The following is a 23,331-nucleotide window of genomic DNA, read 5'->3' as shown; positions in this document are numbered from 1 at the left end:
GTCACAGCCACCGGGATGTCTTCTCAGAGAAGATCGTCGCTGGAAAGACTGGGAACATTACAGAATGGCACGGAGCACCAACAGAATGCCGGTAACGAGCAAAACCCCGTAGACGGCGCGTCGAAACAGTTCTTCATCCAGTCGGTGGTGCAGAAAATCCCCGACCATTACACCAATCACCAGCATCGGCAGATACCAGGCAATCTTGTCGGCGTTGGCAATCAGGCGTCCGTCCAGCAGGAAGAGCACAGTCAGCGTTACGTTCAGGGTCAGCCATACCGTGACCAGGGTGGCGCGTATTCGGCTCTTATCCAGCCTGATGCCAGCCAGGGCATAGACCAGCAATGGCCCGCCAGAGGCGAATAATCCCTGGGTGACGCCGGCGATGAATATGATGCCCCGGCTGGTTTTAATCCCGTGAGGACGGGCATCGTGGCCACCGAACATGCGTCGAAGTTCCTTGGCGGCGAACCAGACGATCAGGCAACCCAAAAGGATCTCCAGACCACTGTCCCCCAGCCAGGGCATCAGCAGGTAGCCGGTGATCGTTCCGGTCAGCATTAGCGGAAGGATCAATCGGGAGAGCCGGTGCCAATCAATGTGATGACGGTTTTGCCACGTCAGATAGCCGCTCATGATAACGCTGAGAGGCACAAGCACGGGCAGTAGTTGCGGAATGGGCAACATCAGTGCACCCAGTGCCAGGGCAATAACGATGGAACCGAAGCCGGTGATGGTTTCGATGGTAAAGGCAAGAAGAATGGCGAATCCGAGCCACAGCCAGGGGTCGATCATGCCGGAATATCCCCGGCGAATTTTTTTCGCACGGTGCGCAGGTAAAGATGCGGTGCTATGCGCCATAGAAGGCTGCCAAAGCGTGAGACGGGTTCCGGCAGCAACCAGCGTTTACGGCTGGTCAGTGCGCGACTGATCATCGTCGCCATGTCATCCGCACTGGCCATAACGCCGACAGTGGAGCGTGCGTGACTGGCTTTTTGACCGTCGGCCCCCAGAGCATTCTGTTCAATCGGGGTGTCGAGAAAACTGGGATACACCATCAGCACATGGATGTCCCTGGGTTCCAGTTCCAGCCTGAGTACCTCAAAAAACTGGCTCAGCGCGGATTTGGCGGCGCAGTATCCGGCGCGACCCGGCACCGGCATCCAGCCAGCCATGGAACCGATGCAGACGATGCTGCCACGGGATTTTTCCAGCAGTGGTAGGGCCATCTGGGTCAGCTCCACGGGCCCCTGAAAGTCGACCGCCATCACTTTTAGGAATACATCAGGATCGGTTGTGGCCGCGGGTGAGCGGTGGGTAATGCCAGCGTTGTTGACCAGCAGGTCCAGCCGACCGAAAGCACGCTCGGTTTTCTGGATCAGACGCTCCAGATCCGCCCGCTGTGTCACGTCAACGGCGGCAATGCGCACCCGGCGTGAATCGCCCAGCTCCGATAGGCGTTTTGCGAGACCGTTATAATCAATGTCGGCAAGCATCAGTGAATGGCCCGCTTCAAACCAGTGTTGCGCCATGGCCCAGCCAAGACCGCTGGCGGCGCCAGTAATCAGTGTGACCATCAAAGATCCCCTTTCAGACGGGCCTGTTCGATGAAGAATTCAAGGGTTTCCGCCGACGTTTTCTGCAGCCGGTAACCAAACTCTTCTTTCAGCCGCCGATTGCTCAGCACCGGTCGGTAGCGCAGAAAGTTCACCTGTTCCGGCCCAACTGGTTTACCTAGCCACTTTGCGATTTGCAGGGCTGCTTTTACCACACTGGCGGACAGAGTGACCACCGGCTTTCCCAGCCGTTGGGCAATCTCTCGAATGGTCAGAGCGCCGTCCCCGGCCATATTGTAACGGCCGGTCTTATCCTCGCGAATCCCCTGCTCCATGGCGTTCAGTACGTCCTGATCCCAGATGAAGACGAAAGGCGACTCGCTGCCCCGAATGGCCAGCAGACGAGGCGCCAGGAACAGGTCGGTGATCTGGTTGCGGGTGTCGGCCCCCAGCACCGTTCCGGGCCGGAAGATCAGTTGCCGCAGCTGTGGATGGCTCTCGCGGTGTTTCGCCAGTAACTCTTCCACCTGACGTTTATGATCCGAATAGGCGAACTCGGTATTGCCGCGCAGCGCGTCGTCTTCGTCGATCCATTCCGGATTGTCAGCATGATAGCCGTAGGCGGCGCCGGAACTGGTGACGGTCAGATGCGATACTTTTGCGGCCAGACAGGCCTCAATGACGTTGCGGGTACCATTCACATCAATGTCGTGGTCTCGATTGCGATCCGGCGAGGCCTGGAGGACCGACGCGAGATGAATGACGTGGGTAATCCGGTACTCGGCCAGCGTCAGCACCAACTTGGAATCCCGAACGTCCAGCACTTCCAGGGGAAAGGTCAGGCCGTCCCGTTTCTGGATGTCAGTGCCCATCACGAAATAGTCCCTGGCCAATCGGTTGCCCAACTGGTGGCCAATGTAGCCGGCTGCGCCGGTGATCAGAATGCGTTTCTCGGTGATCATGAAGTCAGCTTTGTTGAGGGGCCGGTTCGGGAATTGGGCGGCGAGCCCAGATCTGCGACAGGGTTAGCCCGGATATCAGATGCCACACGCCCCAGAACGCTGTGATCAGCATCATCCCGCCGGCATCGGGAAAGAAGGTAAACAGGATTACCAGACCCAACCCGGAATTTTGAATCCCCACTTCCATGGTAACAGCCCGTTGGTCAGGCACCGACAGCCGCATCAGTTTAGCGATACCAAAGCCGAGTGCCAGCGCTAACAGGTTATGGCCAACCACCAGCCAGAAGAAGGTATGGAACTTCTCGAGGAACAGATCCACGTTGTTGAGAAAGGCGATGGCCACGAAGGCCAGGAACACCAGGAGCGAGATCAGTCGCAGCGGTTTCTCGCTTCGCACCGCCAGCCGGGGAAAGCGCCCGCCGGTCATCATGCCCAGCAGCAACGGCAGCGCCAGAACCAGAAGCACCAGCATCAGCAGGTTTTCCGGCGGCAGGGCAATGTCCTGCAGATAGCTGCGGGTGTGGGGATTCAGCCAGCCATAGAAGGCAAAATTCAGCGGTGTCATCACCGTGGCGGCCAGGCTGGATACCGCCGTCATACTGACCGACACGGCCACACTGCCCTTGCCAAGCCAGGTCATGATGTTGGAGAAGCTGCCGCCCGGGCAAGACGCCACCAGAATCATGCCCAGAGCCAGTTGTGCGTCGATGCGGAATGCCGCCGTGAACAGGCAGGTGGCTGCTGGCAATAACAGGAATTGCGCGACCAGGCCCGCCACTGGGGCTCTGGGAATGGTCAGCACCCGCCGGAAATCTTCCGGTTTCAGGTTCAGGGATACGCCAAACATCATGAACGCCAGAATCGCGTTCAAAAGCACCAGACTGGCGGGGTCAAACTGCACCGTCATGCGGGTTTATCCCTCATCACTGGTTTCAAGTTCGGTGATGTCCTCGGCAAGGGCCTCCAGGTAGGCGTCTTTGTTCACATAGTAAGCCATGCGGGCCAGTTTGATGTAGTTGTAACCGCCGTCCAGGCGTTGGCCGGCCTGCTCCCGCTTCTTCCGATCCAGTGCGTGGGCGCCTGACGCGTTGTTCTGCTTCTTGCGAATGTACATGGCCGCCAGCCTTGCCTGCTGGTTACGGCCTTCCCAGCCCAGCCCGGTGGCTTCCACCATACCCATCAGGAACAGGTTGTCGTACTGGGGATGAAGCATGTTCAGGTACAGGCGCGGCGCGTCTTCCTGATCTGGCCAGTTCAAATGGGCGCGGTTAATGAACGGGTAATCCAGAAGGTAGCCTGTGGCCATCAGTATCAGATCGTACTCGCCTGTTTCACCATCGCTGAATTGTACCGTCCGCCCTTCCACCCGCTCGATACTGCGCCTGGGGTGAATGTCCCCGTGGCCCAGGTGGTGGAGAATCAGTGAATTGATGACCGGATGGGATTCGTACATGCGGTAATCCGGGTCCGGCAGGCCGAAGTCGGACGGTTTGCCCATCACCGTACGGATCAGTGCAGCGTCCAGCCGCTGCTTGATCGGCCGGGGCAGCTTGAATTTGCCGCCGATGGTGTCGATGGGCTTGCCCTTGAGAAACTTTGGCAGAAAGTAATAGCCCCGGCGCAGGCTCATGTCCACCGAGCGGGCATGATGGACCGCGTCCACGGCAATGTCGGCCCCGGAGTTGCCGCAGCCGATAATCAGTACCCGTTTGTCGTGGAAGACCTCGGGGTACCGGTAGTCGGCGGAATGCATCAGCTCACCGGTGAAGGTGCCGGGCAGTGGCGGTTTGTTAGGGGTGTGCAGCGTGCCGTTGGCAATCATCACACCGTCAAAGGTACGGGTTTGTCGCTCGCCTTCGTGTTCGTTGGTCACCTGCCACTGTTCACCCTCGGCGCCGACGGGCTCGACGTTGACCACCCGGGTATTAAACTCGTAATGCTCTCGCAGGCCGAAATGATCCACGAAATCCTGGAAGTAGGCTCTCAATTCGTGATGACTTGGGTAAGCCGCTACTGAGTCCTTCATCGGGAATTCTGCGAATTCCGTCATCCGCTTCGACGAGATCAGATGGGCGGTCTCGTACATGGTGCTGTGGGGATTGTCGATGTCCCACAGTCCGCCCACATCTCTGTGAAGTTCGAAACCGATAAAGGGAATGCCCTGTTTCTGAAGATTGCGGGCGCAGGCAAGGCCCATGGGGCCAGCGCCGATCACTGCGTACATGCTGGATGTCCTGCATTTGTTATTGTCTTGCCGTATCTTAGGCCCATACAGTTCGGATTTCCTGACCGGACGGGACATAAACCAAGACAATTCAGGTCATGATCGAAACCTCTACCGTCACCCATCTTTATGCCCAGGCGATCCTGCAGGCGGCCAAGCGCCGTGGCATGAAGCTACCCAAGGAACTGTTGAGTCAGGTGGTGCCCGGCCAGCGGGTGGCGCTGTCGGTTCAGGACCGTCTGTGGGACGAATACTGTCAGATGGCGGACGGCGCCATGGCCGGGTTGGACATCGGTCTGGCACTGCAGGTGGGGCACCTGGACAGTGCGGGTATGCTGCTGATCAGCTGCGATACCTTGCGGGATGGCCTGGAAGCACTGGTGGAATACGCCCCGATCATTGGTGATGGTGGTGAGTTCAGGCTCGAGCAGGACGGCGATGACATGCGGCTCCGTTATCGCCCAGCGTATCAGGTGCGTGTCCCGGAACGGGTCGAGGCCGTGATGGCGTCGTTGGTCCGCCTGACAGGCTGGGCTACCGGAGAGGCTTTTCAGCCGTCACAGCTCTGCATGAGGCATCGGCCGCTGGCGGCGCTGTCGGAGTACGAATCGCGGCTAGGCATTCCGGTGTTGTTTGAGGCTGACTATAACGGCTTGTCATTGACCGCAGCCCAGGGCGAGTTGCCGCTGATTCAGGCCAACAGCGGATTGCGGGAACATCTCCGGCAGCTGGCGGACCGGACCCTGGCGTCCCTGGGTCAACAGAGCCTGAGCGGTCAGGTAACGCGGCTGGTGCGTGATCACCCGGCCTGGGGTAAAGAGCGTGTGGCCTCGGAACTTTCGGTCAGCGGCCGTCACTTGAACCGATTGCTGGAGGGGGAGGGTCTGTCATTCAAGTTTCTGCGAGAGCGGGAGCTGCACCGGCGGGCGCTGGATCTGCTTCGCATGGGCCAGTCGGTGGCGCAGGTCAGCGAACAGTTGGGCTTCTCCGAAGAAGCAGCGTTTGCCCGAGCCTTCCGTCGATGGGAAGGCATTAGCCCGTCCAAATTTCGTCTCGAGAGCCGGTAAAAACAGACGCCGGGATTGGCGATGTGGCATGGCTGTCTGCGTTGAATGCACCCGTCATGGAAAACATCCGTTGCGGATTTAGAAAAGCCGTATAGAATGCGCGCAATTTGATCACCGTCCCACATTCCATGAAACTTGTCTCATTCGATATCTTCCGCACGCTTGGCTTCCCGAACACCACCGTACTCAAACCGGATCAGTTCCTGGCTCATAAAGAGTTGCTGAAAAGCGCTGATTGGGTGCTGTTTCCCGAGTATTGGCAGCTGAATGCCCTGGTTTACGGGCTCAACTGCAGGGTGTTCCCCAGCATTTCTAGCTATCGAATCGGTCACGACAAGGTGGAAATGACCCGAGCCTTTCAGGCGGTGGCACCCGAGCACACGCCCTGGACGTTAATTCAGCCCAACTGCGCCCATGAGCAGCAGGCGGTATGGGACGCGATGGCATTACCGTTTGTCGCCAAGCTACCAAAGGCCAGCATGGGAGAAGGCGTTTGGCTGATAGAGACTCGGGCAGATTGGCAGCGCTACTGTGCGCAGACCAGCGTGCTTTACGCTCAGGAATATCTACCCATTGATCGGGATCTGCGGATTGTGATTGTGGGGAACACCGTGGTGTCTGCCTACTGGCGAACCCAGTCCGATCAGGGGTTCTACAATAACGTGTCCAAGGGCGGTCAGATTGACCGTAGCGACATTCCTGAGGCCGCGATCACCCTGGCTTTGCGCCTGGCAAGGGAGCTCGGTGTGGATCATGCCGGCTTCGACATTGCGCTGGTAGACGGCTACCCGTTTGTACTGGAATTCAACCGTCTGTTTGGCAATCAGGGTCTTGGCGAGGGCTGTGATCTGAAGGCGGCCATTCTGGATCATCTGCAGGGGCAAACCGAGCCGGAAGACCCGGATGGGCCGACGGAACCGGTACCTTTGTGGCCGGTGGCGGTCTAACGCGATTTTTCGTGCCAGATCCTTCCCTGAACGACGGATCATTCATGGGTAAATATGCGCATATCAGGCCTCTGAAAAAAGCCTGATGATCGCGCAAATTCCTCAAGGAGGGGAACCATTCACCCATGACCGAATCCGCCAACGCCCACCTGTCTGACTACTACAGCGCTGATACCTTCCGCCGCATCAAAGACTTTGCGGACACCCAGGAAACGCCGTTTGTGGTCATTGATACTGCCACCATCGAACGCCAATACCACGAACTGGTGGAGGGCTTTCCTTATGCCAGCGTTTACTACGCCGTCAAGGCCAACCCGGCGCCGCAGGTTCTGACCATGCTGCGGGACAAGGGCGCGAACTTTGACATCGCGTCGGTGTACGAGCTGGAAAAAGTGCTGGCTCTGGGTGTGACGGGTGAGCGAATCAGTTATGGCAACACCATCAAAAAGGCCCGTGACATTCGTACCTTTTACGACAAGGGTGTGCGCCTTTTTGCCACGGATTCCGAGGCCGACTTGCGCAACATCGCCAAGGCTGCCCCAGGCTCGAAAATCTACGTGCGTATTCTGACCGAAGGCACCCTGACGGCTGACTGGCCGCTATCCCGCAAGTTCGGCTGCCAGACCGACATGGCCATGGACCTGCTGATTCTGGCCCGTGACCTGGGCCTGGTGCCTTACGGTGTGTCGTTCCACGTGGGTTCCCAGCAGCGTGAAATTGGCGCCTGGGATGCCGCGTTGGGCAAGGTGAAAGTCATTTTCGAGCGCCTCAAGGAAGAAGACGGGATTGAGCTGAAGATGATCAACATGGGCGGTGGTTTCCCGGCCAACTACATCACCCGGACCAACACCCTGAGCACCTACGCGGAGGAGATCTACCGCTTCCTGCGCGAGGACTTCGGTGATCAGCTGCCGGAGATCATCATCGAGCCGGGCCGCTCGCTGATTTCCAACGCTGGTGTGCTGGTGAGTGAGGTGGTGCTGATTTCCCGCAAATCCCGCACTGCCCTGCACCGCTGGGTATTTACCGATGTGGGCAAATTCAGTGGCCTGATTGAAACGCTGGACGAGTCGATCAAGTTTCCGATCTGGACGGAGAAGGTCGGCGAGGGTGAGGACTGTGTGATTGCCGGCCCCACCTGCGACAGCGCGGATATTATGTACGAGCATCACAAGTACCCGTTGCCGTTGAATCTGGCGATTGGGGATCGGATGTACTGGCTGTCTACCGGTGCCTATACCACCACTTACAGTGCGGTGGAGTTTAATGGGTTTCCTCCGTTGAAGGATTACTACATCTAAACTCTGCCACTGGTGGCTGCCGCGGGGCGGGGGCTCTGTTTTCCTTGGAAACGGAACTCGCTTCGCTCAGACACCCGTTTCTGGCGGAAAACAGAATCCCCGCCCCACGGCGTTCAGGCTGGGGGTGGGGTTTCTTTTTTTCGGTTCAGGTTGATGGTGAAGGTTAAGGGATACGCCAGGGCGCAGTAGGCGATGATGAACGCGACGGCGTATCGGGCGTCGTTACCCCAGTCGGCCAGCAGGCCGCCGAGCATGGGCACCGAGAACGCCAGGGTGTAGCCCACCAGAAAATTGCCCGCGGACAGGCGACCGGTTTCGGCTGAGTCCACCAGAACCGGTGGCAGCGCCACCAGCAGTATCAGCATGATTCCGGCGGCCATGCTCATGAATGTGGCGCTGGCGATGCTCCACCAGCCGGTGAGCAAGACGGTACCAATGGCACCAACAAGGCTGCAGCTGGCGACACAGATCAGAGGGAGTTTTCGCCCGACCCAGTACTTCGCCATTTTAAGCATGACCGTGGAGGCCACCAGCTGGGCAAAGTTAAACCAGAAGAGTGCGTCCGCCAACAGGTCGAAATGGCCCTGCTGTTCAAGCAGGCTGCCCATGTAAGCGTTGAAGCCGAAAAACAGTGAACCGGATAGCCCCAGAAGCACACCGATGCGCAGGGTGTTGGGGTTTTTCCAGTCGGGCAGCCATTCCGGTTTTTTTGTCGGACGCCCCAGGTCTCGTTTCGGCAGGTAGAGCGCGGCGGCCACCAGCAAGCCCGGCAGTGACCAGGCCAGCAAGGTGGCCTGCCAGCTGTTGCCCATCAGTGGCATCAGCACGGGCAGTGTGATCCCACCTCCGATGAACTCCCCGATCAGCATGCCATTCATGTAAATGGCGGTACCCAAAGCCAGGTGTTTGGGTTCGAGCCATCGGGGCAGCAGTGCCGGCAGTGAGGGCTGCATCATGGAGATGCCCAGGCCCATGATGGCGCTGGCCAGCATCAGCGTGAGTGCGTCGGGAGAGACGCCGCGACCGGCAGAGCCGATGACCATAATGACCATGGCCAGTGCCAGGGTGTTGCGGGGCCCGAGTCGTGAAATGGCCAGTGATCCGGGCATGGACCCGACCGCCAGCATCAGGATGGGTAGGGTCGTCAATGCGCCGGTCAGTGCCTGGGACAGTCCCAGGTCGTCGCTGATAAATGGCGCCAACGGCGGTGCGACCAGTATGGGTATTCGAAGGTAAACCCCGGCCAGCCAAAGCAAAACCGCCACCGGGAGCAGGTTAGCTCCCGATGGCGGTGTTTTGGTCTGGGGTTGGTCAGACGCTGGGGACAGAATCAGTCCTCGCCAGTGTCCGGCAGGTAGGCACCGTCTTCGTCGTGGACTTCGCGGCCGGTGACTGGCGGGTTGAAGGCGCAGATCAGACGCATGTCTTCGGTGCCGCCATACAGGGTGTGCTGGTCATGCTTATCCAGCGCGTAGAGCGTGCCATCCTCGATCTGATGGGTCTCACCAGTAGCTTTATCCAGAATGCTGCCGTTGCCCGCAACGCAGTAAACGGCTTCCAGATGGTGTTTGTACCACAGGTTCAGCTCAGCGCCGGCCGGAATAATGGTTTCATGAAAAGAGAAGCCCATGCCATCTTTCTTCAGCAGCATGCGGCGGCTGGTCCAGCCTGGACCGGTCACTTCACGTTCTGAGCCAATAATGTCCTGAACTCTTACGATTTTCATATCGTTTCCTCGTTTTTGGATGGCAGTCGCTCAAGTATAAACATTCCGATTACGACTGATTCAAGCGCCATTGGTCGAAGGCGCTCATGGCTGACTGGATTGCCAGGATGAAATCCTGTCGCATTTGCTCATCTATCGTGCGCTTTTTGCGGCAGCGATCAAACACGCGATGGATGGTTTGCCGGCTTTCCCGATCCAGTTCGTTCAGCCAGTGGTCATTGGCCGGGGCAAGGTCCAAAAGCTCCCGACCGGCATGATTGCGCTGGCTTACGTGCCACCAGTGATTGATGGCCCTGCCCAATACAACATAGCCGAACTGGCTGTCCTGTACAGGACCAAAGCTGGCGGTTCGTAACCCATCCTTCAAAACGCCAATCTTCAGCACCGGCAGTGACAGCCGGTCGCCGTAGAAATAGCTGCCGGCTGCGCCGATCAGTCCGCCGATCAGTGCACCGGTGCCCAGCGAATGGCCAAGTGTGACAGCATCAATGCCGGCACCGCCAACCGCACCGGCGCCAAAACCCGCCGTCGCCAGGTAGCGCTTGTCGACACCCCAGGCGGCGCGGCTGCGTTCGCTGAACAGGTCGTGTTCGCTGTGCCAGACCAGTTCGGCTTCCTGGCGCTGAATGCGAGTGTGTTGGTAAAGGCGTTCAATGGCAATGCGCAGGTGCTCTTCTTTCTTACGCTGATTTTTGTACCAGTGCTCGCGAAGTTGATCGGCCAGAGCCTGATCCGAGGTTTCAGCGGTTTGTTGAACGGTCAGTGTGCGTTTTTCCCGAAAAGACATCATGGCTTCGAGGGTATTGGCGATCAGCGCGGCAGCCTCTCTGCGGCGTTGCTCGCGCTGATTCGACAGGTGTCTGGTGGCCTGTTTGAGGGGTTCCTCCCAGTCGGGTTCCAACTGACCAAAGGCATTTAACAGGCTCAGATGCTGGTCGAACGAGGCACGCACCGCGTCAAAGCGACGAACCACCTGGAAAAACTGCCCCAGGGCGCGCTGCCAGGTATCGCTGTGGTCCTCGGCGCCGATGCTGTTGATCAGCGCCAGGCTGGGCCGTCCGGTCCAGCGCAGAATGGTCATTTCCGCTTCGTGTTGGGGGCTGTAGGGAATGGAGCCATCCACCACATAGATTATGCCTGCCCCTTCAATCAGGGGCGCCAGCAACTGGCACTCGTCGGCAAAGCGGGAGTCGTCCTGGAACTGGGTGAGGAAAGCTTTCACCGTTTCCTCGCGGTCAGAGACCGAAACGCTGTGCGCTTCGAGCCATTCCAGAACCCGGCGCGGGCGCTGAAAGCCCGGGGTGTCGACCAGCGTGTAGATGACCTGTCCGTCCACGGAAAGCGGATAGTCCTGGCGTTTGCGGGTGGTGCCCGGCTCCATGGCGATGGCAATCGCGTCGTTCTGGGACAGGGTGGCCACGACGCTGGATTTACCTTTGTTTGGGTGTCCGACCACCGCGAATACGGGTGCCTGGGCCATCAAGTCAGGCCCTCCGGCTGATGCTCGAACGCTCTGGAATCCGGCGAACTGAGATCCGGTTGACTGATGCAGATCTGGTCGTCTTTCAGGCGCTCGACAAATCGCAACCACTGGCCGAGCTGATTCGGGGTGGTCAGTTGGGCGGTATCGCCGGCCAGGGGTAAAATGGCGAGCCGGGTGTTGTTTGGCCAATCCTCTCGCGCCTGTTGAATAAAATCGGCCAGCTCGGCAATCGGGGGCTCCCAGGCTCGAGTCACCAGCGTGACCGCAGGCCGCTCCTGCTGCTTGAGCAAATCCGCGCAGCGTTTGATGGTTTGATGATCCTGCGCCAGAGAGAGTTGTCCGCCAGCAGCTCCAGTCAGCAGGTGCCCGGCAGACAGGCTGTCTGGCAGTTCCGGGTCGTTGGCACCCGCCCAGTAGATCAGGATCTGGCTGTGGGGCAGTGCCTGACATTGGGACGCAATGTGTTCATCCGGACTGTTCGCGGCGTCGTGTTGGTCGTTACCGGTGTCGACGATGGGGGTTTCCATTCGGTATTCCAGCGCCACCATACCCGGATGGTTGGCCAGTGCCCGGCCCGCGCGGACACGCAGCAGTACCTGGGCAATGACCAGCCCGAACAGCCTGGGCAGAACCACATAAAACAGCCAGGTCATCAGTACGAACGGCCACCAGTCGCCCCACCTTGCCGGATTGACCGATGAGGTGTCCGGCCCGGCCCGGAAGAATCGGGTCGCCTCGACCAGCGACAGATCCGGAACCGCCGCAGGCCAGATCGTGTGCCAGGGCCAGGCAATCGCGGACAGTAGCTGATGAAAGCTGTCCCCACGGGTATCCAGGGTAGTACTCCATCCAAACGCAAGGTCTTCGACGACCACCAGAACCAGTAGCGTCGCGACGCTGGCAAGGCCGAAACACACGCCACCGACATGGGCGGTGCGGGCCATCAACACGGGTGTCAGGGGCTTTAGCGGCGAATCGGAGTCTCTGAGTTTTACCCGTTTAAGCAGGGATCGCCAGGGCTGCCAGTTGACGGCGGACTGGCCGATAGTGATCAGTGCAAGCAGGCATTGAAGGGCAGCAAACGCCAGTAATAGGGTCAGGTTGATGCGCTGTCCACCGTCATAATAGAGCAGCCCGGCCATGGTGATGGTGCCTAGCACCACACCGGACAGGGTGAAAGCGGCGGTCAGTTTTTGCCAACGCCTGAGAGGCTGGTCAGCAGAGGTAGCGTTACCGCTGGCTTCTGCGCCGGGTCTTCCCACCCGTTCAAGATGCGCCAGCCAGTGTTCTGTCGAAGGGGTTTGTCCACGGGCTTCACAGTCCAGGAAAAACCGCCGGTCGCGGCGATGCAGGAACACCGGAGACTGTGCCCGGTCACGCCGTATCTGGCGGTCAAAGGCCAATAGTCTTCGTAATGTGCTGTTTGCCATGGTGGTTCCTGAAAGGCTATGACTTACTGCCAACTCCCGCAGCGCTGTGTTGATGCTAGGATAAGGGTATCTCAATTCCCGACAACAGACCTACCATGCCCCATCACCTGATGAATTTGAGACATGTACCCGATGACGAGGCGGAGGAAATTCGCGCCTTGTTCGATGAACATGCGGTGCCCTTTTATGAAACGCCGCCAAGCCGTTGGGGAATCAGCATGGGTGGTTTCTGGGTGCACGACGATCAGGAAGCGGCGCGAGCCCGGGCGCTGCTGAAGACCTATCAGGATGAACGCTACCAACGTCAGCGCAGTGCTTACGAGCAACAACTGGCGGAAGGCCAAGTGGGTGGGTTCTGGCAGCGCCTGCGACACAAACCAGTGACCATCCTTGCGGCCTGCGTGGCGATCCTGGTGATTCTGGCGTTCAGTCTGGCCCCGTTCGTCACTTTATAAGGGTTGGCCCCACATGACCGAACTGTTTACCGAGAGCAATAAAAGTGGCCTCACCAGGGATCTGATTGACGCGTTGTTCCCCATGTTTGAAGAGGCCAGCGCAGGCGCCATCGCCGTCGACCAGGATAGCCGCATCACCTGGATCAACAGCAGCTATGCTCATCTGCTGGGCCTGGGCGACCCGAAGTCGGTGATCGGCAGGCTGGTAGGTGAGGTCATTCCACAGACCCGTATGCCGGAGGTGGTGGAGAGTGGCAAGCCATTGCTGCTGGATATCATGGAACACAATCAGCAGCAGCTGGTGGTGACCCGTCTGCCTTTTTACGATGACGACGGCCATATTATCGGGGCAGTGGCCTTCGTGCTCTATGATGACCTTCAACCACTGACACCGTTGGTGGCCAAGTACCGTCGCCTGCATCAGGATCTGGCCGCAGCCCGCAAAGCCCTGGCCAGCAAGGCTCGCGGTACCCGTTATAGCCTGGCGGACTTTGTGGGCGCCAGTCCGGCAGCCCTCGAAGTCAAGCGCCGTGCGCGTCTGGCTGCAGGCCGCGACATGCCGGTGTTGCTCCTTGGTGAAACCGGCACTGGCAAAGAGGTGCTGGCACAGGGTATCCATTCGGTGTCCCCCCGGGCTGACAGACCCTTCGTGGGGGTGAATCTTGCCGCTATCCCCGACAACCTCCTGGAGGCCGAATTTTTCGGCGTTGCTCCTGGCGCCTACACCGGCGCAGATCGCCGTACCCGCGATGGCAAATTCCAGTTGGCGAACGGCGGCACTCTGTTCCTGGACGAAGTGGGCGATATGCCGCTTTCTTTGCAGGCGAAATTGTTGCGGGCGCTTCAGGAAGGCGAAATAGAGCCGCTGGGGTCTAACAAGGTGACGTCCGTCGATGTGCGCGTTATTGCGGCGACCAGTCGCAACCTGGAAGCCATGATTGCCGATGGCGAGTTTCGATCGGATCTTTACTATCGCTTGAACGTACTAGAGATTCCCATTCCACCGCTGCGTGACCGGTTGGCGGATCTGGGTGTGTTGTGCGAGGCCTTGTTGGGCGAAATCTGCGAAGGTCTGGAAATGCGTGGTGAAATCACGGACGCCGGGGTGGCCGCGCTGGGTGGTTATGACTGGCCGGGCAATATCCGCGAGCTGCGCAACGTGCTGGAGCGGGCTCTGACCATGGGTGAGCAGGGGGGCTTACTGGATGCCGACGCCGTGTTCAAGGTGCTGCCCCGAAGTACCAAGCGCCCGACGGCTTCATTGTCACCACGTCCGGTGCGGCCACTGACCAAAACCCTGGCCGACGCCGAGGCTCAGGCGATCGAGGAAGCGCTGGTGGCCAGCCGCGGAAACCGCACCCGGGCTGCCAAGATGCTGGGCATATCCCGATCCGTCCTTTACGAAAAGCTCCGCAAACTGTCCTGATTTCCGGACAAGTGTCCTGGGATCTGGACATCTCCCTACGACGACCGTCTAAGTATGTCCGGATTTTCAGACACTTTTTGCCTTCCCGTCGTCAGTTCGAATTGTTATCTATCTGATAAATATACAGAAAATATGTTTGGCACAGTCGCTGCTATACTCGTTGTGAAGTCGTCAAAAGAACGAAGACAACAAAACTGACTCTTACAATAACAATTCAGGAGACCTGCCAATGAGACTCTTCAAGGCGCTTACGGGTATTGCCAGTGCAATCGCGTTGACCACAGGATCGGCCGTCGCAGAGGACCTGCGTTGGAAAATGCCAGTCGCTTTCGCCACCAACCTTCCCGGCCTTGGCTCCCCCGCAGCCTGGGTAGCTGACAACCTGACCACTGCCTCTGACGGCAGCATACAGGTACGTGTCTATGAGCCGGGCAAACTGGTTCCGCCCTTCGACATTCTGCAGTCTGTCTCAGACGGCAAGGTGTCCGCTGGCTATACCTGGATCGGCTATGACCAGGGCAAGGTGCCGGCCATTCCGCTGTTTGCGGCTGTTCCGTTTGGCATGAAGCCGCCGGCCTACATTGGCTGGTACTACTTCGGTGGCGGACATGAAATGCTGCAGGAAACCTATGCCAACAAGGGCTTCGATGTCCACGCACAGTTGTGCGGAATCATTGGGCCAGAAACAGCGGGTTGGTATTCTGAGCCAATCACTTCATTGGAAGACTACAAGGGCCTGAAGATTCGCTTCGCTGGCCTGGGTGGCAAAGTGCTCGAGAAACTGGGCGCCTCCGTCACCATGATGCCCGGCGGTGAGCTTTACCAGGCGCTGGAAAAAGGCACCATCGACGCCACTGAATTTTCCATGCCCGCCATCGACCAGATCCTGGGCTTCAATCAGGTGGTCAAATACAACCTGTTCCCCGGATGGCACCAGCAGTTCACCGCACAATACATGCTGATCAACAAGGATGAGTGGAATCGTGCAACCGAGGCCCAGAAGGCATTGGTTGAGGCTTCCTGTACGGCGGCGACCACTCGTGGCCTGGCCGAGGGCGAATACAAGAACGGTAAGGTTCTGGCCGAGTTTCAGGACAAAGGCGTTCAGGCCGACCAGATTCCCCGCGATGTTCTGATCAAGCTGAGAGAAGTGACTCAGGAAGTCCTTGAGGAAGAGGCTTCCAAGGATGCGGACTTCAAGCGTGTTTACGAAAGCCAGCAAGAGTTTATGGAGTCGTACAAGGTGTGGGATACCCGCGCCTATGTTCCGGCGGACCTGTAAGCTCCGGCGCTGACCGGGCGCGCGGGAAGCCCTTCCTGTGCGCTTTGTTCCAGTCTGGATGGCCCTGCGGGGCCATCCTGCTTTAGTGGCAGGCTTTGTGAACGAGGAACGTTTGTATGGCAGTGTCTGGTAAAGGCTCACCTAATGGTGTGCGGTCATCGGCGTCGGATGCCGGTCAATTTATTCATCATCACACAGAATTTCCCACAACCTCGGTGAGCCGGGTTATGGACGCTGTGATTTCCGCCATTGGCAAAAGCGCCTCCTGGATGTGGATTGTGGTCACCGGTGTGATCATCTACGCCGTGGTGGGTCGCTATGCCTTTGGCATGGGGTCGGTGACACTGGAGGAAGTTCAGTGGCACCTCGCCGGTGCAGGCTGGTTGCTGGGTTTGGGCTACACCCTGGTCACTGATGATCACGTGCGGGTGGATGTCATTCATGAGCGCCTGTCGCTCAAAGGTCAGGCCTGGATCGAACTGTTTGGCCTGGTGTTCCTGCTGCTGCCGTTTCTCGGTCTGGCGGTGTACGAAATGATTCCCTATGCCGTCAGCTCCTGGGAACAGGGCGAGACCAGCCAGGCACCGGCGGGTCTTCCGTATCGCTGGATTCTGAAAGGTATTCTGGCCCTGTCTTTTGTGCTTCTGATACTGGCTGCCCTGTCCCGTCTGCTGAAAGTCACTGCCCTGCTTTTCGGCTTCCCCAAGCCAATCCGGATCGAATCCGGTGATAAAAAGAAAGAGGACGCGTCCTGATGGAGCTTGAAACCCTATTCGTCATCGGCATGTTCCTGACTTTCGGGGCGCTTCTGATGACCGGTTATCCGGTAGCGTGGGTCCTGGGTGGCACCGCGGTTATCTGGACCGTTGTCGGCGTGATCGCCGTTGAGAACTTTGGCGCTAACCTGTGGTTCGACTATCCCTCCTCCATGGGGCTGGTGCCCGAGCGTATATGGAAAGTGGTCAGTAGCGAGACCCTTGTCGCCCTGCCCATGTTTATCTTCATGGGCATTATGTTGGACCAGTCAGGTGTGGCCGAGCGGTTGATGAACAGCATGGTCAAGCTGTTCGGCGCCGTGCGCGGCGGTTATGCCGTCACGGTCATTGTGATCGGCGTTTTGCTGGCGGCAACCACCGGTATCATTGGTGCCTCTGTGGTGCTTCTGGGCATGCTGTCACTGCCTGTGATGATGGAGAACAAATACGACAAGGGGTTCGCTGTGGGCACGGCCTGTGCGACCGGCACCCTGGGTATCCTGATTCCCCCCTCGATCATGCTGGTTCTGATGGCCGATCGACTGGCGGTTCCCGAAGCGTCAGTCGGTGACCTGTTCATGGGCGCATTCTTTCCCGGCCTGTTGTTGGGTGCCATGTACGTGGCCTACGCCATCATTCGTCCGATGCTACAACCGAGCATTGCACCGGTGCCCGAGGGTATCGAGAAAGTCACGTGGGGCATTGTCTGGGAAGTGGCCAAGGCCGTTGTACCGACGGCCGCCCTGATTCTGGGGGTGCTGGGGTCTATCTTCGCCGGCATCGCAACACCAACTGAAGCATCCGGTGTGGGTGCGTTGGGCGCGCTGCTGTTGGCCCTGATGTCCGGTCGACTGAATCTGAAGGTGCTCAACTCGTCCATGCAACAGACCACCCGCACGGCGGCCTTCATCTTTGCCATCTTCCTGGGTGCGACTGCGTTTTCTGTGGTACTTCGCGGCCTCGGCGGCGACCAGGTGATCGAAGATGCCCTGTTGGGTCTACCGTTCGGACCCTACGGCGTGATTCTGACCATCCTGTTTGGGGTTTTCCTGTTGGGATTCTTCCTGGACTGGGTGGAAATCACCCTGATTATCCTGCCCCTGGTGGCGCCCGTCGTTCAGTCGCTCGGATTTGACCTGGTGTGGTTCACCATCCTGTTTGCCATGTGTCTGCAGACGTCGTTCCTGACGCCGCCGGTCGGCTTTGCGCTGTTCTACATCAAGGGCGTGGCCCCGCCGGAGATCAATGTCACTGACATCTACCGGGGCGTGGTGCCGTTCATCATTATTCAGCTGGTTGCCTTGTCGATCGTTTTCCTGGTGCCGGAAATCGCGACCTGGCTACCGAGCGTGGCTTACGATTAAGGAGACAATAACAATGCGACTGAACAATCGTATCGCGCTGATCACCGGTGCTGGCCGGGGCATTGGCCGGGCTATCGCCGAACATTACGGCCGGGAAGGCGCCCGGGTGGCTGTGGCAGATTTAACTCTGGAAAACGCCCAGCCGGTGGTGGACGCCATTGAGCAGGCCGGCGGTACCGCCATGGCCCTGGCCATGGACGTCACCGATGAACAGGCCGTGGATGCCGGTGTGGCTGCGATCGTCGAGCGCTGGGGTGGCCTCGACATAGCGCTGGCCAATGCCGGAGTTCAGCACATCGACCCACTGCACAAGCTGGACTACAAACACTGGCGTACGGTGATCAACGTTCACCTGGACGGGGCTTTTCTGGTGACCCGTGCAGCGCTGCGGGAAATGTACGCTTCCGGTGGCGGCACCCTACTTTACATGGGGTCGGTGCATTCGGTGGAAGCCTCGCCCCTCAAAGCGCCTTATGTGGCGGCCAAACATGGCATGCTCGGCCTGTGCCGCGCCGTGGCAAAAGAGGGTGCCGAGCACAATGTGCGCAGCAACATTATTTGCCCCGGTTTCGTTCGGACGCCGCTGGTCGACAAGCAGATTCCGGAACAGGCGAAAGAGCTGGGCATCTCCGAGGATGAGGTGATCCGCAACGTGATGCTGAAAAATACCGTCGATGGCAAGTTTACGACCCTGGAGGATGTCTCTGAGCTGGCGGTGCATCTGGCGGCGTTTCCGTCAGCCGCGATGACCGGGCAATCCATCGTAGTCAGCCATGGCTGGCACATGCAGTGAACACGCAGGTTTCGGGAACCGGATTGGAAGAGCGCAAGAGGATTTTGGTGAATGGGTAACACAGAACAGTCCCCGGTGGTTTGGACGCCCTCTGAACAGTCGTTGTTGAATAGCCAGATGGGGCGTTTCAAGGCTTGGCTGGAAAGTGAAGGTCATGGGCCCTTTGCGGATTATCACGCCCTGCACCAATGGTCTATCGACGAATTGGAGGCCTTCTGGCAGGCGGTCTGGGATTACTGCGGACTGGTTAGTGATGTACCGGCCCAGAAGGTGCTCGGCAGGCGTGCGATGCCCGGCGCAGAATGGTTCCCCGGCATGAAGCTGAATTTCGCCGCCAATCTACTTCGCCACGCCGATGGCGACAAAGCGGATGACGAGGCGGTTGTTGCCTACTGCGAAACCCGACCTGTGTTGCGCCGCACCTACCGCGAACTGAAAGCGGATGTGGGCGCCCTGGAAGCTTTTCTTCGCAAACAGGGCTTACAAGCGGGTGAACGGGTGGCCGGTGTTGTGACCAACGGGTACGAGGCCCTGGTTGGCATGCTGGCAGCGACCAGTCTTGGCGCCATCTGGAGTTCGGCGTCACCGGATTTTGGGGTTGGTGCGATTCTGGATAGGTTCGGCCAGATAGAACCGTCCGTCCTGATCGCGGTGAACGGTTATGGCTACGGCGGCAAGGTATTCCCGCGTCAGGAGGCGTTCGGCGAACTGCTGGAAGGCCTGCCGAGCCTGCGCTGCGTGATCAGCGTTGAACAGTTGCCCGGCGAAGTGCCTATTCAGGGAGAGCGTGTGGTGACCTGGGCGGATGCCCTCGCCGACGGTGCGGGAGCGGAGCCGACGTTTACTGCGCTGCCACCGGATCACCCGGTGTATATCCTCTATTCCTCCGGTACCACCGGCAAACCCAAATGCATTGTTCATGGCGCCGTCGGGCTTCTGGTCAATCACGCCAAGGAGTTGATGCTGCAAGGGGATGTGGGGCCGAACGATCGCTTTCTGTACTTCACCACCTGCGGCTGGATGATGTGGAACTGGCAGGCATCCGCCCTGCTGACCGGCGCCGCCGTGGTGACCGTCGATGGCTCGCCGGGTTATCCAGACCTGAACGCGCTCTGGCAGATTGTAGCGGACGAAAAAGTCACCCATTTCGGCACCAGTGCCCGGTTCATTGCAGGCTGCCGCAAAGCCGAACTGGCACCTGCTAACACGCTGGATCTATCGCCGCTGCGCGTGGTGTTTTCCACCGGTTCTCCTCTGCTACCTGAGGACTATGACTGGGTCTATTCCGATGGTGCACCCGGAGCTCTGCTGGGCTCCATCGCTGGCGGCACTGACATCTGCGGGTGTTTTGTTGGCTCCACCCCGCTGCTTCCGGTAAGACGGGGTGAAATCCAGTGCCGATTCCTGGGCGTCGATGCCGTGGCCTACGGTGACGATGGCCAACCGGTTAGCGAAGGCCGCGGTGAGTTGGTGTGCCGACAGCCACTGCCCTCCATGCCCGTGCGATTCTGGAATGACCCGGAGGGAGAACGCTACCGAGACGCCTATTTCACGACATTTCCCGGCGTGTGGGCACACGGAGACTTTATCGAATTCACCGAACATGGAGGTGCGATCATTTATGGTCGTTCCGACGCCACCCTCAACCCCGGCGGCGTGCGCATCGGCACCGCCGAGATTTACCGTCAGGTTGAAACCATCGACGAGGTTATAGACAGCCTGGTGGTGGGAAGGCAGATCGACGGCGACGTGGAAGTGGTGCTGCTGGTTGTTCCTGCCGACGGCCAGTCCCTGACCGACGACCTTCAAACAACTCTCAAATCAAGAATACGCTCCGGCGCCAGCCCCCGACATGTGCCCAAGCACATCATCGAGGTGGCGGACATTCCCTACACCCGCAGCGGCAAGAAAGTAGAGCTGGCGGTCGCCAGGTTGATCAACGGGTCGAAAAAGGCAGACAACCGGGATGCGTTAGCGAATCCCGAAGCGTTGGACGGGATCCACGACCGCCTGATTCATGAGGGGCTGCTGGAATGAAGGCAGCCGAATACTGGAATTCGAAAAGCTCGAAAGTTTTATAAAATCGACGCATTTCATCGCCCTGTCACGGCATTTCGGCAATCTACGATCCGTCCTTCTACTAAAATCGTAAGCTGAAAGGCCGAAAAAATGCTATCTTAGTAATTCTATCAATTTTGTATTTCAGTCACTGCAGGGCTCGGCGTTCACAAGACGCTTGGCCACGCTGTGGCCGTCCTGAACTCACTTATCAGCCTGAGGACGAAAATGACATCATCCAAAGCCAAGATTATCTACACTCTGACCGACGAGGCGCCCGCCTTGGCCACCCGGTCACTTCTTCCCATTCTTGAAACCTACGCCAAACCGGCCGGCATCGAATTCGGAACCAGTGATATTTCCCTGGCGGCCCGGATACTGGCTCTGTTTCCCGATTACCTGGATGAAGACCAGCAGGTGGCGGATGATTTGAAAGAGCTCGGTGAGTTCACCAAGGACCCGGAAGCCAACATCATCAAGCTGCCCAACATCAGTGCGTCGATCCCGCAGTTGCGGGCTGCTATCAAAGAGCTGAATGAACAGGGCTACAAGGTTCCGGAATACCTGGAACACCCGAAGACTGACGAAGAGAAAGAAGCCCAGAAGCGTTACTCCAAAGTGCTGGGCAGCGCCGTGAATCCGGTTCTGCGCGAAGGCAACTCAGACCGTCGAGCGCCAACAGCAGTAAAAGCCTTTGCCCGTAAACACCCCCATACCATGGGCGAGTGGAGCCCGGCATCCCGCACCCACGTGGCCCACATGCGCGGTGGTGATTTCTACTCCAACGAGCAGTCGTTGACCCTGGACAAGGCCACCAATGCCCGCATTGTGTTCGAAAACGCCGAGGGTAAGCAGACGGTCCTGAAGAGCGACTTGCCGCTGCAGGAAGGTGAGGTTCTGGACGGCATGTTCATGAGCTGCAAAGCGCTGCGCAAGTTCTTTAATGACTGCATCGAAGACTGCCAGAACACCGGCGTGATGTTCTCGCTGCACGTGAAAGCCACCATGATGAAAATCTCTCACCCGATCGTGTTTGGCCACGCTGTGAAGATTTTCTATAAAGACCTGTTCGACAAGTACGGTGATCTGTTTGATGAGCTGGGCGTGAACGCCAACAACGGCCTGTCCAGCGTTACCGACAAAATCAAACAGCTGCCGGAATCCAAGCAGGAGCAGATTCTGGAAGACCTCCACGCCTGTTACGAGCACCGCCCGGAAATTGCGATGGTGGATTCGGTGAAGGGCATTACCAACCTTCACGTGCCTAGCGACGTGATTGTCGACGCCTCGATGCCAGCCATGATCCGTAACTCCGGTAAGATGTGGGCGCGGGACAACAAGCTGAAGGACACCAAGGCGGTTATGCCTGAGTCCACTTATGCCACCATTTATCAGGAAGTGATCAACTTCTGTAAGACCCACGGCGCTTTCGATCCCACCACCATGGGTACCGTGCCAAACGTCGGTCTGATGGCCCAGAAAGCGGAAGAATACGGATCGCATGACAAGACGTTTGAGGTCAAGGAAGACGGCATCATGCGCATCGTCGACGAGGACGGCAAAGTACTGACCGAGCACAAGGTCGAAAAAGGCGACATCTGGCGTGCGTGCCAGACCAAGGACCTGCCTATCCGGGACTGGGTGAAGCTGGCGGTGAATCGCTCACGCGCAACCGGCATGCCGGCGCTGTTCTGGCTGGACGACGAGCGTCCGCACGATGCCGAGCTGATCAAGAAAGTCGAGATGTACCTCAAAGAGCACGACACCGAGGGCCTGGAGATCCTGATCAAGTCGCCGGTTCGTGCCATCCGCTGGACGATGGAACGCCTGATTCGCGGCTTGGACACCATCTCTGTGACCGGTAACGTGCTGCGCGACTATCTCACGGATCTGTTCCCCATTCTGGAACTTGGCACCAGCGCCAAGATGCTGTCTATCGTGCCGCTTCTCAACGGCGGCGGGCTGTATGAAACCGGCGCCGGCGGATCTGCGCCCAAACACGTTCAGCAGCTGCTGCAGGAAAACCACCTGCGTTGGGATTCACTCGGTGAGTTCCTGGCGACGGCCGTGTCTCTGGAAGAGCTGGGTGAGAAGCAGAACAACGAGCGTGCCCGTCTACTTGGCCTCACTCTGGATAAAGCGACCGAGAGACTGCTGGAAAACAATCAGTCGCCCTCGCGCAACACCGGCGAACTCGACAACCGGGGCAGCCATTTCCATCTGGCTCGCTACTGGGCCGAAGAACTGGCCAACCAGAGCGACGACGCGGAACTGAAAACCTTCTTCGAGAAATTGTCGAAGCAACTGGAAGACAACAAGGACAAGATCCTTGAAGAGATGAGCGTCATCCAGGGTCATCCTGCGGACATCGGTGGTTACTACCACCCGCCTGCGGAAAAGGTCTGCAAGATCATGCAGCCCAGCGAGACCTTTAACAAGATCCTGGCCGATGCCAGGGCTTCGGTTCCGCTGCCTGCATAACGCAGGTCACGAAGAAAGGCC

Annotated in this window: 20 protein-coding genes; 11 read left to right on the top strand and 9 right to left on the bottom strand. The window is 58.5% G+C overall.

The features are described from left to right. Positions 1-57 precede the first annotated feature (57 nt). Genes QLQ17_RS00720 through QLQ17_RS00700 form a run of 5 tightly spaced genes read right to left on the bottom strand, consistent with a single transcriptional unit; the run spans position 58 to position 4,742 of the window. A complete protein-coding gene (locus tag QLQ17_RS00720; RefSeq protein WP_283207623.1) occupies positions 58-795 on the bottom strand; it encodes a sulfite exporter TauE/SafE family protein in 738 nt (245 codons plus the stop codon). Further along, the gene (locus tag QLQ17_RS00715) at positions 792-1,577 is read right to left on the bottom strand and encodes an SDR family oxidoreductase (RefSeq protein ID WP_349306784.1); all 786 of its coding nucleotides are present in this window, start codon (positions 1,575-1,577) and stop codon (positions 792-794) included. Before QLQ17_RS00715 ends, QLQ17_RS00720 begins: the two co-directional genes overlap by 4 nt. Next, entirely contained in the window at positions 1,577-2,518 is a 942-nt protein-coding gene (locus QLQ17_RS00710; RefSeq protein WP_283207621.1) for an SDR family oxidoreductase, read from the bottom strand. The genes QLQ17_RS00715 and QLQ17_RS00710 overlap by 1 nt, the downstream gene beginning before the upstream one ends. 4 nt (positions 2,519-2,522) lie before the next feature. Next, positions 2,523-3,425 (bottom strand): bile acid:sodium symporter family protein, encoded by a 903-nt coding sequence (locus QLQ17_RS00705; RefSeq protein ID WP_283207620.1) that lies wholly within the window; start codon positions 3,423-3,425, stop codon positions 2,523-2,525. A 6-nt stretch (positions 3,426-3,431) separates the two neighbouring features. Next, the gene (locus QLQ17_RS00700; RefSeq protein WP_283207619.1) at positions 3,432-4,742 is read right to left on the bottom strand and encodes a flavin-containing monooxygenase; all 1,311 of its coding nucleotides are present in this window, start codon (positions 4,740-4,742) and stop codon (positions 3,432-3,434) included. Positions 4,743-4,840: 98 nt separating this feature from the next. On the opposite strand from QLQ17_RS00700, the gene QLQ17_RS00695 reads away from it, so the two are divergent. The 3 genes from QLQ17_RS00695 to QLQ17_RS00685 all read left to right on the top strand — a co-directional run bounded on the left by QLQ17_RS00695 (position 4,841) and on the right by QLQ17_RS00685 (position 8,057). Then, positions 4,841-5,809, top strand: coding sequence for an AraC family transcriptional regulator (locus QLQ17_RS00695; RefSeq protein WP_283207618.1), 969 nt, complete (start codon positions 4,841-4,843; stop codon positions 5,807-5,809). Positions 5,810-5,937: 128 nt separating this feature from the next. Continuing rightward, on the top strand, positions 5,938-6,756 hold the full coding sequence (locus QLQ17_RS00690) for an ATP-grasp domain-containing protein (RefSeq protein ID WP_283207617.1): 819 nt from the start codon (positions 5,938-5,940) through the stop codon (positions 6,754-6,756). 125 nt (positions 6,757-6,881) lie between these two features. Beyond that, positions 6,882-8,057 (top strand): type III PLP-dependent enzyme, encoded by a 1,176-nt coding sequence (locus tag QLQ17_RS00685; RefSeq protein ID WP_283207616.1) that lies wholly within the window; start codon positions 6,882-6,884, stop codon positions 8,055-8,057. Positions 8,058-8,170: 113 nt separating this feature from the next. Here the strand turns inward: QLQ17_RS00685 and QLQ17_RS00680 are convergent, their stop codons facing one another. The 4 genes from QLQ17_RS00680 to QLQ17_RS00665 form a co-directional block, all read right to left on the bottom strand. Further along, entirely contained in the window at positions 8,171-9,322 is a 1,152-nt protein-coding gene (locus QLQ17_RS00680) for an MFS transporter (protein ID WP_502867342.1), read from the bottom strand. Positions 9,323-9,387: 65 nt separating this feature from the next. Beyond that, positions 9,388-9,783 (bottom strand): ectoine synthase, encoded by a 396-nt coding sequence (locus QLQ17_RS00675; protein ID WP_283207615.1) that lies wholly within the window; start codon positions 9,781-9,783, stop codon positions 9,388-9,390. Between the two features lie 49 nt (positions 9,784-9,832). Continuing rightward, complete coding sequence (locus QLQ17_RS00670; protein WP_283207614.1) at positions 9,833-11,263, bottom strand: GTPase/DUF3482 domain-containing protein; 1,431 nt, start codon at positions 11,261-11,263, stop codon at positions 9,833-9,835. Further along, the gene (locus tag QLQ17_RS00665) at positions 11,263-12,696 is read right to left on the bottom strand and encodes a DUF2868 domain-containing protein (protein ID WP_283207613.1); all 1,434 of its coding nucleotides are present in this window, start codon (positions 12,694-12,696) and stop codon (positions 11,263-11,265) included. Before QLQ17_RS00665 ends, QLQ17_RS00670 begins: the two co-directional genes overlap by 1 nt. A 95-nt stretch (positions 12,697-12,791) precedes the next feature. Between QLQ17_RS00665 and QLQ17_RS00660 the strand changes: the two genes are divergently transcribed. From QLQ17_RS00660 to QLQ17_RS00625, 8 genes are all read left to right on the top strand, one after another. Then, the gene (locus QLQ17_RS00660) at positions 12,792-13,151 is read left to right on the top strand and encodes a DUF6164 family protein (protein WP_283207612.1); all 360 of its coding nucleotides are present in this window, start codon (positions 12,792-12,794) and stop codon (positions 13,149-13,151) included. Between the two features lie 13 nt (positions 13,152-13,164). Further along, the gene (locus QLQ17_RS00655; protein ID WP_283207611.1) at positions 13,165-14,577 is read left to right on the top strand and encodes a sigma-54 interaction domain-containing protein; all 1,413 of its coding nucleotides are present in this window, start codon (positions 13,165-13,167) and stop codon (positions 14,575-14,577) included. 229 nt (positions 14,578-14,806) lie between these two features. Further along, positions 14,807-15,859 carry a TRAP transporter substrate-binding protein gene (locus tag QLQ17_RS00650; RefSeq protein WP_283207610.1) on the top strand — a complete coding sequence of 351 codons (1,053 nt, stop codon included), beginning with the start codon at positions 14,807-14,809 and terminating at the stop codon, positions 15,857-15,859. Positions 15,860-15,975: 116 nt separating this feature from the next. Then, positions 15,976-16,614: a TRAP transporter small permease subunit gene (locus QLQ17_RS00645; RefSeq protein ID WP_283207609.1), complete on the top strand. Its 639-nt coding sequence runs from the start codon at positions 15,976-15,978 to the stop codon at positions 16,612-16,614. Next, positions 16,614-17,978: a TRAP transporter large permease gene (locus tag QLQ17_RS00640; RefSeq protein ID WP_283207608.1), complete on the top strand. Its 1,365-nt coding sequence runs from the start codon at positions 16,614-16,616 to the stop codon at positions 17,976-17,978. Before QLQ17_RS00645 ends, QLQ17_RS00640 begins: the two co-directional genes overlap by 1 nt. Positions 17,979-17,991: 13 nt before the next feature. After that, the gene (locus QLQ17_RS00635; protein WP_283207607.1) at positions 17,992-18,771 is read left to right on the top strand and encodes a 3-hydroxybutyrate dehydrogenase; all 780 of its coding nucleotides are present in this window, start codon (positions 17,992-17,994) and stop codon (positions 18,769-18,771) included. A gap of 51 nt (positions 18,772-18,822) precedes the next feature. Next, on the top strand, positions 18,823-20,808 hold the full coding sequence (locus tag QLQ17_RS00630; protein ID WP_283207606.1) for an acetoacetate--CoA ligase: 1,986 nt from the start codon (positions 18,823-18,825) through the stop codon (positions 20,806-20,808). Positions 20,809-21,057: 249 nt separating this feature from the next. After that, positions 21,058-23,310: an NADP-dependent isocitrate dehydrogenase gene (locus QLQ17_RS00625; RefSeq protein ID WP_283207605.1), complete on the top strand. Its 2,253-nt coding sequence runs from the start codon at positions 21,058-21,060 to the stop codon at positions 23,308-23,310. The last annotated feature ends 21 nt before the right edge of the window (positions 23,311-23,331 follow it).

The sequence above is a fragment of the Marinobacter sp. CHS3-4 genome (genome assembly GCF_030053415.1).
Lineage (GTDB): Bacteria > Pseudomonadota > Gammaproteobacteria > Pseudomonadales > Oleiphilaceae > Marinobacter.
The sequence above is the reverse complement of the archived record's forward strand: the minus strand, read 5'-3'. Positions and strand labels throughout refer to the sequence as shown.

Coding starts and splice junctions, on each gene's coding strand:
- QLQ17_RS00720 (WP_283207623.1), bottom strand. CDS start 795: ATGATCGACCCCTGGCTGTGGCTCGGATTCGCCATTCTTCTTGCCTTT.
- QLQ17_RS00715 (WP_349306784.1), bottom strand. CDS start 1,577: ATGGTCACACTGATTACTGGCGCCGCCAGCGGTCTTGGCTGGGCCATG.
- QLQ17_RS00710 (WP_283207621.1), bottom strand. CDS start 2,518: ATGATCACCGAGAAACGCATTCTGATCACCGGCGCAGCCGGCTACATT.
- QLQ17_RS00705 (WP_283207620.1), bottom strand. CDS start 3,425: ATGACGGTGCAGTTTGACCCCGCCAGTCTGGTGCTTTTGAACGCGATT.
- QLQ17_RS00700 (WP_283207619.1), bottom strand. CDS start 4,742: ATGTACGCAGTGATCGGCGCTGGCCCCATGGGCCTTGCCTGCGCCCGC.
- QLQ17_RS00695 (WP_283207618.1), top strand. CDS start 4,841: ATGATCGAAACCTCTACCGTCACCCATCTTTATGCCCAGGCGATCCTG.
- QLQ17_RS00690 (WP_283207617.1), top strand. CDS start 5,938: ATGAAACTTGTCTCATTCGATATCTTCCGCACGCTTGGCTTCCCGAAC.
- QLQ17_RS00685 (WP_283207616.1), top strand. CDS start 6,882: ATGACCGAATCCGCCAACGCCCACCTGTCTGACTACTACAGCGCTGAT.
- QLQ17_RS00675 (WP_283207615.1), bottom strand. CDS start 9,783: ATGAAAATCGTAAGAGTTCAGGACATTATTGGCTCAGAACGTGAAGTG.
- QLQ17_RS00670 (WP_283207614.1), bottom strand. CDS start 11,263: ATGGCCCAGGCACCCGTATTCGCGGTGGTCGGACACCCAAACAAAGGT.
- QLQ17_RS00665 (WP_283207613.1), bottom strand. CDS start 12,696: ATGGCAAACAGCACATTACGAAGACTATTGGCCTTTGACCGCCAGATA.
- QLQ17_RS00660 (WP_283207612.1), top strand. CDS start 12,792: ATGCCCCATCACCTGATGAATTTGAGACATGTACCCGATGACGAGGCG.
- QLQ17_RS00655 (WP_283207611.1), top strand. CDS start 13,165: ATGACCGAACTGTTTACCGAGAGCAATAAAAGTGGCCTCACCAGGGAT.
- QLQ17_RS00650 (WP_283207610.1), top strand. CDS start 14,807: ATGAGACTCTTCAAGGCGCTTACGGGTATTGCCAGTGCAATCGCGTTG.
- QLQ17_RS00645 (WP_283207609.1), top strand. CDS start 15,976: ATGGCAGTGTCTGGTAAAGGCTCACCTAATGGTGTGCGGTCATCGGCG.
- QLQ17_RS00640 (WP_283207608.1), top strand. CDS start 16,614: ATGGAGCTTGAAACCCTATTCGTCATCGGCATGTTCCTGACTTTCGGG.
- QLQ17_RS00635 (WP_283207607.1), top strand. CDS start 17,992: ATGCGACTGAACAATCGTATCGCGCTGATCACCGGTGCTGGCCGGGGC.
- QLQ17_RS00630 (WP_283207606.1), top strand. CDS start 18,823: ATGGGTAACACAGAACAGTCCCCGGTGGTTTGGACGCCCTCTGAACAG.
- QLQ17_RS00625 (WP_283207605.1), top strand. CDS start 21,058: ATGACATCATCCAAAGCCAAGATTATCTACACTCTGACCGACGAGGCG.